The organism is Corynebacterium amycolatum, assembly GCF_016889425.1.
Lineage (GTDB): Bacteria > Actinomycetota > Actinomycetes > Mycobacteriales > Mycobacteriaceae > Corynebacterium > Corynebacterium amycolatum.
Genome location: NZ_CP069513.1, coordinates 464,914 through 478,103, shown reverse-complemented (window position 1 = coordinate 478,103; position 13,190 = coordinate 464,914). Strand labels below are relative to the sequence as shown.

General features: G+C 61.1%; 8 protein-coding genes. 3 read left to right on the top strand and 5 right to left on the bottom strand.

Annotation, left to right across the window (positions count from 1 at the left end):
* Positions 1-43: 43 nt before the first annotated feature.
* Genes I6J19_RS02145 through I6J19_RS02135 form a run of 3 tightly spaced genes read right to left on the bottom strand, consistent with a single transcriptional unit; the run spans position 44 to position 3,499 of the window.
* The gene (locus I6J19_RS02145) at positions 44-856 is read right to left on the bottom strand and encodes a type 1 glutamine amidotransferase (protein ID WP_038627357.1); all 813 of its coding nucleotides are present in this window, start codon (positions 854-856) and stop codon (positions 44-46) included.
* On the bottom strand, positions 857-2,206 hold the full coding sequence (locus I6J19_RS02140; protein ID WP_038627359.1) for a MurT ligase domain-containing protein: 1,350 nt from the start codon (positions 2,204-2,206) through the stop codon (positions 857-859).
* Between the two features lie 60 nt (positions 2,207-2,266).
* On the bottom strand, positions 2,267-3,499 hold the full coding sequence (locus I6J19_RS02135) for an exonuclease domain-containing protein (protein ID WP_052155567.1): 1,233 nt from the start codon (positions 3,497-3,499) through the stop codon (positions 2,267-2,269).
* 283 nt (positions 3,500-3,782) lie between these two features.
* Between I6J19_RS02135 and I6J19_RS02130 the strand changes: the two genes are divergently transcribed.
* Positions 3,783-4,826 carry a hypothetical protein gene (locus tag I6J19_RS02130; RefSeq protein WP_038627361.1) on the top strand — a complete coding sequence of 348 codons (1,044 nt, stop codon included), beginning with the start codon at positions 3,783-3,785 and terminating at the stop codon, positions 4,824-4,826.
* A gap of 202 nt (positions 4,827-5,028) precedes the next feature.
* On the opposite strand, the gene leuA is transcribed toward I6J19_RS02130, so the two are convergent.
* Entirely contained in the window at positions 5,029-6,846 is a 1,818-nt protein-coding gene (gene leuA, locus I6J19_RS02125; RefSeq protein WP_038627363.1) for a 2-isopropylmalate synthase, read from the bottom strand.
* A gap of 328 nt (positions 6,847-7,174) precedes the next feature.
* On the opposite strand from leuA, the gene I6J19_RS02120 reads away from it, so the two are divergent.
* Both I6J19_RS02120 and I6J19_RS02115 read left to right on the top strand, forming a co-directional pair.
* Positions 7,175-9,808: a YhgE/Pip domain-containing protein gene (locus I6J19_RS02120; protein ID WP_038627365.1), complete on the top strand. Its 2,634-nt coding sequence runs from the start codon at positions 7,175-7,177 to the stop codon at positions 9,806-9,808.
* A complete protein-coding gene (locus tag I6J19_RS02115) occupies positions 9,808-12,150 on the top strand; it encodes a YhgE/Pip domain-containing protein (protein WP_038627367.1) in 2,343 nt (780 codons plus the stop codon). The genes I6J19_RS02120 and I6J19_RS02115 overlap by 1 nt, the downstream gene beginning before the upstream one ends.
* 5 nt (positions 12,151-12,155) lie before the next feature.
* Here the strand turns inward: I6J19_RS02115 and I6J19_RS02110 are convergent, their stop codons facing one another.
* Entirely contained in the window at positions 12,156-13,187 is a 1,032-nt protein-coding gene (locus tag I6J19_RS02110) for a class C sortase (protein ID WP_038627369.1), read from the bottom strand.
* Positions 13,188-13,190 lie beyond the last annotated feature (3 nt).

Below are 13,190 nucleotides of genomic sequence, written 5' to 3'. Positions count from 1 at the left end.
CCGCTGACCAGTCAGCTCGGCCGGTCGCGCGAAACCACAAAAACTAGCGCTCGCTCTTCGGACGCGGCTTGGACAGGATGCGCTCTTCGCGCAGCTTATCCACGACCTCAAGGTCCAGAGGAGCCAGGCTCGACAGGTCCTGGTCGGTCGCGCGGGCCAGCATCAGGTCGGCCAGCTGCGGATTGCGGGCCAACACAGGTCCGTGCAGGTAGGTACAGATAATCGAGCCCTGCACCGCGCCCTCGACGCCACCGGCGGGGTTAAGTGCAGCAACGTCTACTCCCGGAGCAATCCCGGAGTCCGCCTGCTCTACCTCAGGGCCGGAGTTGCCCACGCCACGGACAACCCGACCAAGCGGCTTCGCATCGGCTCCCAGGGTCGTGCGACCCATGTGGTTTTCGAAGCCAGTCAGCGGGCTGGCGTCGACGTCGTCAAGCAAACCGTTCGTGGGATCGACGAGCGTGCAGATTTCGCCGATTGCGCGCGTGGGCAGCGAATCGGTGGTGCAGTCGACAAGACCGAGACCTGCGACGTCGCGTCCGCCCGCGCGGAAAGAATTGCCGAAGATCTGGAAGCCTGCGCAAATTGCGAGGATCTGCTTGCCGGCATCGGCTGCCTTCTTGATGCCGCCGTCGTTAATCAGGTGCTCCACCGCGATGGTCTGCGCGACGTCCTCGCCGCCACCGACGGTGTAAATGTCCAGGTTGGTGGGTACGGAATCGCCCAGCTTAATCGGGACGATCTCGGCGTCAATCCCACGCATCCGCGCGCGTTGCCGCAGCACCAGCGCATTTCCATCATCGCCGTAGGTGCCCAGCACGTCCGGGAGGATCAGACCGATAGATAGCTCGCTCATTTACTTTTCCTCCTGTGCTCGTTCGATGTCGCGCTTCAGATCGCGGAAGGCGGTGTAGTTCGCCAGCACCTCAACTCGGGTGACGCTTGACGACGACCCCCGCGCCTCACACGACCGGATCGCCTGCAGCGGATTTGCGACCAACCTCGCATCAATGCCCGCATACAGCAACCGCACCGCGAGGTCAGTTCCGCGTTCGCCCGCGGATAACACATCCATGCCGTCGAAGTCCTCGAAGCGGACATCCCACAGCCAGGACAGGTCCTCGCCGTCAGCGACGTGACCGTTGACCGCGATGACCACTGCATCCGCAGTGCGGTCGACCATGGACAGCGCCTCTTGCCAGCCGGCCGGGTTCTTGGCCAGCAGCATGCGCACGTGCTTCTCGGCGCCCTTGTCATCTCGCACAATCATGGTGGAGTAGCGGCCCGCGACGTTGTCGACGGTTTCGGTGGCGCGGAGGGATTTCTCCAGGTCCGCACCCATATCGACAGCGCCCGCGATCGCCAAGGTGGCGTTGCCACGGTTGGCGTTACCCGGCAGCGTGAGGTTCATGGGAAGGGTGTCGCCAGCAGGCGTGATGACGCCCTCGGCTGTGATGCGGTAGTCCGGCTCTGGGCGTTTGAACTCCGAGCCATCCGGGAGTGGCTTCACGGCATACCAGTTGTGCCCGTCCTGGATGATGGGGCCGCCGGTGCGCGGGGAAGAGGTGGCATCGTTGGTCCAGCCACCGCCCGCGGAGACCCAAATAACCTTCTTGGCATCCCATGCAGCCGACGCGATGAGTGGGTCGTCGCAGTTGGCGATGACCGTCGCCTGCGGGTTAGCGTCCACCGCAGCGCGGAGTGTGGCCTCAATCTTGTTAATCTCGCCGACGCGGTCGAGCTGGTCGCGGGACAGGTTCAGCAGCACCAGGACCTGTGGTTTCAGATCCTCTGCGATGTGCGGGACGTGCAGCTCATCGACCTCCAGGACCAGGCTGTCCGCATCGGGAGTGGCGAGCAGCGCGGAGATAATACCCGCGTCCATGTTGTCGCCGCCCTCGTTGGTGGCCACGTTGTGGCCAGCGGCGCGCATGGCGGCCGCGAACATGCGGGTGGTGGTGGACTTGCCGTTGGTGCCAGTGATGATCGCGGCCGGGCGTCCCTTGCCGAGGGAAGCCAGAATGCGCGGGTCAATCTTCTGCGCAATCAGGCCACCAATCATCCCACCCGCGCCGCGGCCGGACTTCCGGGAGGCCCAGGTGGCGGCGTGGGCGGCGGCAGTCGCAAACCGAGCACGCAGGCTCGGGGAGCTTGCGCGATCGCGACGGTGGTCACTTACGCCGTTATGTGAAGTGCCTTCTTTCATAACTGTGTATTTTACTGTGAATAATTCGTAGAACGAATGCGCTGGCGACAAGCCCTAGCCCTACTTCTCCATCTCTCCGACCAGCCGCAAAAATGCCTCATCGGAAACAATCGGAATGTCCTTCCGGTGGGCATGCATGGCCTTGCCAGTCAGTTGATCCGGCGTCACATCCGCAGGCCGGTTACACACCAGCACCGACGACTCTCGCGTGACCTTCTCCGAGTACGCCAGCCCAGCCCGCACGCCCGCCGCAATCAAATCATCCGGGTCCAGCGACACCTCTGGTGCCACGACGAACTCCATGCCCGCAGCGAGCTTCCGCCCTGGTGTATAGCGGCCGGGGTTCTCCACGGGGCGCGGCGCCTCCATCGCGTCGACACGCACTGCCGAGCGCTGCAGGCCCACAATGTCCTCGCGCAGCTGGTCGGGCGTGTACATGTTCAGGGTTGCGCCCTCGTCCAATCCACCCTGTGCGCGGAACAGCGCAAGCGTAGTGGTGACATCATCCAACGTCCGCACCCGCTCTGGCACCGAGATGCCGGCAATCGATGCCTCGGGTGAAGGCACATCGAGGCCGTAGGCGCGCGCGACGGCGCGCAGGCGAGCGTCGTCAAGCCGTTTGCCCTGGCGACGCGCCGTTTCCAACGTATCGGCAATCCGCGCGGGCGCCGGAATCCGCGCGACGCGAGTACGCGTACGACGACGCCCCCGCTTGTTCCGTGCGGACCGCTCACGATTCGCTTGACGACGGGCCCTCTTGGCCTCGGCGACTATAAAACCCCAGACCAGCGGTGCATTATGAGCAACCAACGTGCGCCCATCGAGCGCGTGCGCGAGCTTGGCCTGGATCACCCCGAACTTCGGCGCCCCCTCGAAGTCCGCGGGCTCGAGGCCGTGGAGGTGTGTCGGGCCGGGATCTTCGGTGGGATTGATGACGACATGCCAGGTGTCCACGATGTTGCCGCTGCTGTCGGCGGTGGACACTCCCAGGCTGACCAGCCGAGACGTCTTGGGATGGATGCCCGTGGCCTGGATGGACACGATTGCGTAGGGAGCGTCCTCCGCCGACGAGAACTGTTTGTGCTCGTCAGCGGCCTTTGTTGCGGCGGTCTCGGCTGTGGCCGGTGTGGTTGCGGCGGTTGCAGCCGGGTCGGTTCGGTGCTGCGGATTGTGCTGGCCCTGGCGCTGTCCAGCTCCCGACGCGCGTTGAGAACGACGACGATTCCGCCGCCTCCTCTTCGTATGAGAAGAGGTCCCAGTCGCATTGCGCTCCTCGCGCGCCGATTCAGTCATGCCTCAAGACTAGCGGGTGCGCTCACCCACGGAGAAAGTGACCAGGTTTATGGCACTTTAAGCAAAAACTTTGCGACGATACTGCTATAAACCTGGTCAGTAACTTGGGTGCCCAATCGGAAGGGTCGTTGGGCACGGTCACATGGGTCCCATAAACCACGTAAACCACACACTTCCCAAAGTTTCTCCCCCGGTAGGGTGCCCAGCGGAAAGGGATGGAACCGGGAGGGTGCTTTTCGCGCCTTATTAAATAAGGAGCACATTAACCACGGGGCGGGGAGAAGTGAGCAATAAGAAACGCAAGCAACTGGTGGCGGACCAGTATGGAATCATTAGGCCGGAGAACCAGCCGGGGGACGGGTACCGCGAGGTCGCAAGGCAAGCGCGGGCCGGTTATCTGGAGCGGCTTTGCCGAGGCCACTATGTAGTCGCACACTCGTGGGAGGGACTCCACCGCGAAAAACGCCTGGCTATTACTGCGTTGGCGGTGGTCTCCGAGACGTCGTCAGGCGTTATTTCGGGAGCTGCAGCGCTGGCCTTGCATGGCTCGTGGGTGCTGGTGCGCGACGCGAAGATCGTGGTCGTGGGTGGGAGCCAGAAGTTCCACGGCATCGACTATTGTATGCGCCTGCGGTCGGAGATCCATCTGGATCACACGCAGGGGCTCGCGGACCGGCGGGTGGCGGTGCTCGCGCGTGCGGCTTTCGATGAGTGTCGGGTCCGACTCAGACAGAAGGGGCAGGAATCCGTGTCGTGGCGGGCGGCGGTGTTGGCCGTCGAAGGTGCGCTGCGGCATGGCGTCACGCGTGATCAGCTCGCGGAGATGCCAGCGCATTATCCTAGCTTGCGGGGTCAGGAGCTGTTTCACCGTGCGTCTGCGGTCTGTCATGGTCGCTGCGAAACGCCCGGTGAGGCTCTGACCAAAGCGGCGCTTCTCGAGCTCGGCCTGAAATTCCACGAACAAGCCGAGATTTGGACCCGCGGAACCAGCCACACGGCGCCGCATTTTCTTGCCCGAGTGGATTTTTACGTCCCCGACCTGCTGCTTGTGGTGGAGTTCGACGGCCACATCAAGTATTCGGCGAGCGAGGTCGCACCGACGCCCGCGGCCCAGTCCGAGCTGCTCACGCGGGAGACCTATCGTGAGCGTTCGCTGCGCGCAACGGGGCTTGATGTCGCGCGGGTGGTGTGGAACGAGGTGGAATCGTCGCATGCAGTTCGCTTATCGACGCTCCGTTCAATCCTCATCGAGCGCGAACGCGTCATAGCCGCAGGTGGGGTCACCTTCCGTGCGGATGTGCGCAATGCCGGTCCGTTGATTGGGTAGTTGGGGTGTTGGGTCAGGCCGTTAGATAGTTGGATAGCTGGGCCGCTGGATAGTTTGCCCCAAAAAGAAACTGACCAGGTTTATAGCAGATTCGGCCTCAAATTCGGGCCGGAAGCGCAATAAACTTGGTCAGTAACTCTGTGGAGCGGAAGGTTGTAGAGCTGAGCCCCAACTCCACAGCCAGCTTCCAGCGCGACAGGCCTTAAGCCAGTGCGCGGTTGACCGCGCTGGTGACTGCCTTCAGCGATGCGTAGGTGATGGAACCAGCGATGCCGGAGCCCCAGACCTTGGTGCCGTTGACATCTGCGAGGACGTAGGCCGCAGCCTCGGCATCGTCACCTGCGGTGCGAGCGTGCTGGACATACTCCTGAACGTCGACGTTGATGCCGAGCTTCTCCAGAGCGTTGGCGTAAGCGGCCAGCGGGCCGTTGCCGACCCCCTCGACGGTCTGCTCTTTACCCTCGTAGACGATGTGAGCCTTGATCTTGGTGGCATCCGACTCGTTCTGAGGGGCATCGACAGTCAGGGCGATCTGCTCGAGCGGAGCCTCGCGGTCCAGGTACTCACCTGCGAAGATGTCCCAAATCGCCTTGGAGTTGACCTCGCCGCCCTCGGCGTCGGTGACTGCCTGCACGACGGAGGAGAACTCAACCTGCATGGAGCGCGGCAGGTTCATACCGTGGTCCGTCTTCATGATGTAGGCCACGCCGCCCTTACCGGACTGGGAGTTCACGCGAATAACGGCCTCGTAAGAACGACCAACGTCCTTCGGATCGATGGGCAGGTAAGGAACCTCCCAGGTCACCGCGCGCAGGTCCTCGTCGGAAAGCTCCTTGACGGCAGCGCCCGGGCGGACCTTGTCTGCCATTGCGTCGAGGCCCTTGTTCACGGCGTCCTGGTGGGAACCGGAGAAAGCGGTGAAGACCAGGTCGCCGCCGTACGGATGGCGCTCCGGAACGCGCAGCTGGTTGCAGTACTCGACGGTGCGGCGGATCAGGTCGATGTCGGAGAAGTCAATCTGCGGGTCGACCCCCTGGGTCAGCATGTTCAGGCCCAGGGTGACCAGGCAGACGTTACCGGTGCGCTCGCCGTTGCCGAAGAGGCAGCCCTCGATGCGGTCGGCGCCGGCCATGTAGCCCAGCTCGGCGGTGGCGATGCCGGTACCGCGGTCGTTGTGCGGGTGCAGCGACAGGATGATGGAGTCGCGGCGGTTGAGGTTGCGGTGCATCCACTCGATGGAGTCTGCGTAGACGTTCGGAGTGATCATCTCCACGGTCGACGGCAGGTTGATGATGATTGGGTTCTCCGGCGTCGGGTCGATGACATCCACCACGGCGTCGACAACTTCTTTGGCGTACTCAACCTCGGTGCCGGTGTAGGACTCCGGCGAGTACTCCCAACGCCAGTTGGTGTCCGGGTAGTCCTTCGCGATGGTCTTAATCAGCTCTGCGGCGTCGGTGGCAATCTTCTTGATTGCGTCCTTGTCCTTACGGAACACAACATCGCGCTGCAGGATCGAGGTGGAGTTGTAGAAGTGAACGATGACGTTCTTAGCGCCGGCGCACGCCTCGAAGGTGCGGCGGATCAGGTGCTCGCGAGCCTGAACCAGAACCTGGATGGTGACGTCGTCCGGGATCATGTTCTTCTCAATGATCTCGCGCACGAAGTTGTAATCGGTCTGGGAAGCGGACGGGAATCCGACCTCAATTTCCTTGTAGCCCATCTGAACCAGCAGCTCGAACATGCGGCGCTTGCGCTCCGGGCTCATCGGATCAATCAGCGCCTGGTTGCCATCGCGCAGGTCGACGGCACACCAAACCGGTGCCTTAGTAATGCGCTTGTCCGGCCAGGTGCGGTCCTTCAGCTGGAAGTCCTGAACTTCCTGGTCGTAAGGCAGGTAGCGGTTGGTTGCCATCTGGGAGTTGCGCTGCTTATTCCAAGCAGGCTGTCCTTCCGGAATCTCGCCAGCAGGAGTGGAGATTACAGAAGGAGCGGAAATAAAAGCGTCGGAAGGAGACATGTTGTGGGCCTTTCTAATTCGGACTTTTCTTGTAGGCCGGCACAACTAACCCCGCGACGGGGAGCCGGCCTTAAACCCAAGCCCCGCCGCGGCATAGAAGCAGTAGTCCGCGTTGCATGTGATGTACCTTACCCCGATGGTTATATGAATTTCATCATTCGGGGGTTTTGGTGGGGGAAATGTGCTCGGGTTTTCCGTGCCGTAAGAGTTACGTGCCATAAGGGGTGAACGGCGTTGTCGACGGCTCCCAGTCAACCACCCCGCCCGCCGATAGTTCTAAAACTAGTACCAATGTATTTAGTGAAGTAAAGATGATAGCCTCCTTAAGGTGCAAACTAGCTGGTCTATTCTTAAGCGAGACTTGCGCCGTCTCCGCAATAGCCCAAGAGTGTGGGTAATCATCATCGGTGTGATGATTACCCCTGCCTTGTACTCCTGGTTCAACATCCCAGGCTTCTGGGATCCGTACGAGCACACCGAGAACATCGGTGTGGCAATTGTGAATGAGGACAAAGGCGCGAGTTCCACGGTTACTGGAAGCCTCAATATCGGTAACCAGGTGGTCAAACAACTAAAACAAAATCATGAACTGGGCTGGCAGTTCCCCGATGCCGAGAAGGCAGACCGAGATCTAAAGCGCGGTAAGGTCTATGCCTCAATCACCATTCCGTCGAATTTCTCCCAGGAAATGGTTGATCTGATCCAAGGCAAGGGGCATCCAGCAAAACTGACCTACCGCGCTAACCAGAAGATCAACGCAATCTCGCCGCACATCACGGCGCAGGGCGCGTCCGGCATTGATGGTCAGATCTCCGCTTCCTTTAATAAGGAGATCGCGAAGGCGGTCACCGAGCAGGTCAAGGAAGCTGGCGGTCTGATGCAAGGCCGGTTCGACGCTGCCCGTCTCAATTCCGCCGACGCTTTCCAGGATGTCGCTGATGCGGTTGCCAATAGCCGCGATGAAGTCGGCGCTATCCAGGAGCAGATTGGCGATCTGCAGCCGACGATTGCGCAGATTAAGAAGACTCTTGGCAGCGTAGATACGGCCCTCGACGATGCCCAGGATGCGTTGACGCAGGTGCAGGCGATTACTGGTGAGCTCAACAACGAGGTCCTGAATTTCTCCGCGGATCTCAACGATGCCTACCTGCAGGGCAGTACCGCCCTGGTAGAGGGCACCGGCAATGCCAACGCCGCGATCGGCGCGATGACTGGCAATCTGCAGGGCGCAATTTCCCGTTCGGATTCCGCGACGGCTGCGGCGGAGGACATCGTCAAGCAGGCGGATCAGGTCATTGGTGGGCTGAATTCCCTGTTGGATGCCAGCCCGCTCAACGGCCCGGATAAGCAGGCAATCCAGCGCACCATCGATGCGCTCGACGAGAGCAACGCCACCAATAAAGAGCTGGTGGAGGGCCTGAAGAACGTCTCCGGCTCGGCGCAGGGAACTCTCGACTCCCTCAACGCCACCAGCGAGGCATTGGCGCAGGCCACCAAGGACGGCAAGGCCGCCTCGGATCAGATCCGCGAGGCGTCCCAGGACGCGCTCCCGCAGTTGAGCAGGGCGCTTAATCAGCTCAACGCGCGCGTGGGCTCGTACGCGGCGGCGCTCGGCGCGCAAAAGGACACCGTCCGGGAAACGTCCGCGCTTCTCGACGCTACGAGTGGGCAGCTTTCCGCCGCGAATCAGGTCCTCGAGAGTTTCAAGGCTGACCTTGATGGCGTACGCGATGGCCTGGAAACCGCGCGTCTCGATGTTCTTACCCTGGGCACCACCGAAGAGCGCGAAGCTATGGAAATGGTCAATGACCTCGACCCCGAGGGAATTTCGCAGTTCCTGAGCGATCCGGCCGAGATCCAGACTGAGGCCGTGTTCCCGGTGGATCACTACGGCTCGGGTATGGCGGCGCTGTTTACCAACCTGTCGTTGTGGATTGGCGCGTTCATCCTGATTGTGATTTTCCGCGTGGAAGTTGATGCGGAAGGTTTCAAGGAAATCACGGTCGGCCAGGCGTACATGGGCCGTACCTTGCTGCTGGGCATCATCGCTATTTTCCAGGCGCTGATTGTCTCCATCGGTGACATTGTCATTGGTGTGCAGAATGTCAGCGCGGTTGCGTTCGTCCTCACCTGTGTCGTGGTGGAGTTGTGTTATCTCGCCATTATTTACAGTATGGTGGCGGCATTTGGGCACGTGGGACGCGGTATCGCCGTGGTGCTCGCGTTTATTCAAATCCCTGGTGCCGCCGGTCTCTATCCAATTGAGATGACACCGGACTTCTTCCAGGCACTGAATCCGTTCTTGCCGTTGACCTACGGTATTGATGCTCTCCGCGAGACAATTGGTGGTTTCTACTCCAATTACTACCTGAAGAACATGCTCACCCTAATGGTCATGGCAGTGATCGCCTACGTGGTCGGCTACTGGCTGCGCCGCAGCTTGTCCTCGGTCAACGTCTTGGTTAACCACCAGCTTGAAGAGGGCGGTCTGGTCAACAACGAAGAAGTCCATCTGGTCGGTAGTGGGTACAAGCTCAGTGACCTGGTCTTCGCGCTGCGCAACCGCGAGGAGTACCAGACGCGAGTCGATGAGCGGATGGAGAACCTGCGTGGCAGCTACACGCTGTTCATGCGCATTGCCATTGGTGTCGCAGTGGTCGCCCTGGTGATACTGGGTATTCTGGCCCGCAACTACCCGGATCAGAAGGCCCTGTTCTTCGGTCTAGCCTGCCTGTTCGTACTGCTCTGCCTCGCTTACATCGCGGTGCGCGAGTACGTCAAGCAGTCTGTGATTCACGCCCAGGAGCTCAGCGAGCTGTCGGAGGAAGAGCTGCGCGCCTACATGGAGCACCAGACTTCCCATCCGCATGCGTACTCGTTGGAAAATGCTGGCGATACGTTTGAGCCACAGACGAAGGTGTCGTCGGCAAGCGTGAAGACTTCCCCAGAAGGTGAAGCCTAATGAGAAACGTTCTTGAAATTGTGCGGAACGACTTTCGGGTGATCCGCCAGAACACGATGACCGGCATCATGGTTTTCGGTCTGGTGCTGATTCCGCTGCTGTTCACCTGCTTTAACGTGCTGGCCAGCTGGGAGCCGTTTGAGAACACCGAAAAGCTGAAGATTGCGGTCGCCAGTAATGACCGTGGTCATCGCACGGATATCGGTGCGATTGACCTCAACTTGGGCAATGAGGTGCTGTCGAAGCTGAGCCGTAATCACGACATTGACTGGCGGATTACGGATTCCAATGACGCCATCGATGGCACCAAGTCCGGTGACTACTACGCGGCAATCGTGCTTCCGGAGAACTTCAGTACCGAACTGATGACCTTCTACGTCCGCGGTACCAAGGCGCCGAAGCTGACGCTCTATACGAATGAGAAGAAGAACGCGCTGTCGTCGATCATTACGGGCAAGGGCGCAAGTGGCGTTATTCAGGAGATCGATAAGAACTTCACGCAGGTCGTCGCCAGCGTTGGTTTGGGCGCAATCACCTCGCTGGATGAGTACCTGGACACCTCCGACTCCAAGCAGGCGCTGACGCGCGTGCAAAACCGCGTTGATGACACCGCCGCGCGACTGCGTTCTGGCGCGCAGACTGCTCGTTCGCTGTCCACGCTGGTGGAGACCACCGTGCCACTGGTGGAGACTGCGGATTCCATCTTGGAAAACGCTGGTGCGCGGATGGATATTCTGCGCAATGGTTCGGGTGACGGCAACGTCGCCGGCGATCTGGAGGCCGCGGTCGGCAATGTCCGCGGCTCGGTTAGCACGGCGCTCGACGCAACGCAGGCGAGCTACGAAGGCGTGCGCGACCGGGTCAACGAGCTTGTCGACGGCACCCAGGCCACCAGCGGCGCGACCGCGGATACCTTTGATGCGATGGCGGCCAAGTTCGGCCAGCAGGCCGATGGTCTGACTGCGATGCGCGACCGCCTGGAAGACACTGTTGGGGCAGTGGTTCCGGGTATCGCGAAGCCGGGCTATGACCATGCAATCTCCGACTTGAACACCTCGATTGCTCGCACCCGTGGGCTGCAGGAGAGTTTCTCTGCCGTGGCAGCGGATTTGCGTGGTGGTCGGGATACGGGATCGTCGATAAGCCAGGCGAAGGACGCTTTCACGGCTGCGATTGCCGCTGTGGAAAATGCCAAGAACTCCTACGAGCAGAACCTGCGCCCGCAGATCGACGCACTGTCGGAACCGGTGTCGCGACTGAGCAATGACATCGAGGTCATTGGCGAGGACATTCGCGGCATTCGCGGTACGATTTCCGGCTCGCCGGTGGATACGCTGCGTAAGACCAGCGCTGCCACGATGGGCTTGAGCAACCGCTTCGATGATCTGGCCGCTCGTTTCGACGAGATCCACAACGCGCTGGAAGAGGCGAAGGACACCGGTGATCTCTCGCGCATTGCCGCGGCCATCGGTGACGACCCCAGTGCCCTGGCAGCGCAGTTGGCCGCGCCGGTGCAGGTCGAGGAAGACCCCGTCTTCCCAGTCAAGAGCTTCGGTGCGGGCATGGCGCCGTTCTATGCGACACTCGCACTGTGGATCGGTGCGCTGCTGTCGTCGGTGCTGATTCGCACCACGGTGCGTAGCCGCGGCGCTCAGAAGGTCGGCGATGAGGTCGGTGCTGATGAGGTCGAGGCCGCGGTCGATGAGGCGCAGAGCGATGAAGCGCTCGATGATGCGCAGAGCGATGCAGCCGCTGAGGTCGGCGATGATGCTGACGCCGAGGCCGTCGAGCCCAGCGACCAGCAAATCAACGCTGCCCAGACCGATGACTACACCCGCGTCGAGAAGTACTTCGGCCGGTTCGCCACCTTCGCCACCGTTGGCTTGGTTCAGGCCACGCTGATGGTGTTGGGACTCCAGGTGTACGTGGACGTCGATCCCGCACACCGATTCCTGATGCTGCTGGCCGGCTGGATGATCTCGCTGGTGTTCATGATGATCGTCTTCTCGTTCGTCTTCACCTTCGACAACGCCGGCAAGGCCATCTGCGTGCTGTTGCTGGTGATGCAGGTCTCGGCCGCAGGTGGCGCGTATCCGCTGCCTCTGGTGCCGCAGTGGGTCCAGAACATTAGCCCGTGGCTGCCGGGTACCTACGCGATTGATATGTTCCGCAGCTCCATCGCCGGTATTTACGAGGCCGACTACTGGAAGCTGATGTTCATGTTGGCGCTGTTCATCATCCCGTCGCTGATCCTGGCGCTGGGCCTCCAGCGCATCTTTGAAAAGGGAATCAACGGCATCAAGGACGCAATCGAGGAGACGAAGGTGATGGCCACCTCGTAAGTGGCCTAATCCTCCGCCTCCGGCACTGCGCCCGCCTCGTCGCTCTCGCGCTCGGCCTCCGGTTCGCCCTTGCCATCGCGCGAGAGCTTCCGCAGCCACCAAATCAGCAGCGCAATAATCACCGCCGCTGCTGCCAGGATGGCCCACATCCACCACTGCCACTGCGAACCGCTGCCGTCGAACACGGATTCCTCATCAGGATCCATCGGCACCTGGTGCCCCGTCACCAGCAGGCGGTGCGTGTTAATGCCGTAAGGCGTGCACGTAATCAGGGTGATTAGGTCTTCTCCGGGGACGCGTCGTAAAGCATCGGTTTCATCCGGCTTTACGACGGCTACGTCGTGGACCTCATACTTCAACTTGTGACCCGCGACTGCGATGTAGAACGCGTCGCCCTTCTTGACCTTGTCGAGGTTGTCCCACAGCGTCGCATTCTGCAGACCCGTATGCGCCGACAGCGACGCGTGACGACCTTCACCCTCGCCCACGCCGCCGACCGGGAAGTCGGTGCCGTAGAGGTGACCGACCCCGCGCGAAAGCGATTTTTCCGACGTGCCGTGGAAAATGGGCAGGTCAGAGTTGATGGACGGGATGACGATGCGGCCGAGCGCGTCGGTCTCGCCAAGCACGTCGAGGTAGTGGCGATAGCGCTGGTACTCCGGGGAAGACTCGTCATCGGAGGTGGTCCAGGCATCGCCCGGATTGACCTCGCCGAGGCTGGCGTTGTACTCGTGGGCCTCGTTCCAGGCGGTGTCCAAGACCTCAGGAGGAGCGGATTTCTCCAGCTTGGAGTACTCATCTGCGGCGCGGGCCTGCAGGAAGTTATTCCACTGCGTTGCGACAACCGGGTACAGCAGCACGCCCAAACCACCAATGATTAGCAGTAGGGCGATGATGGTGTTCGAGTTGAGCTTCTTGCCCTTTTGGGGCTTTGCTTTGGTGTTGGTTGCGGCGCTGGCGTTGGTATCGTTTGCGCGTTCGGACTTCCGCTTAGATGTCGGTTTAGATGCCCGCTTGGAATGGGAATGACGCCCCATCGA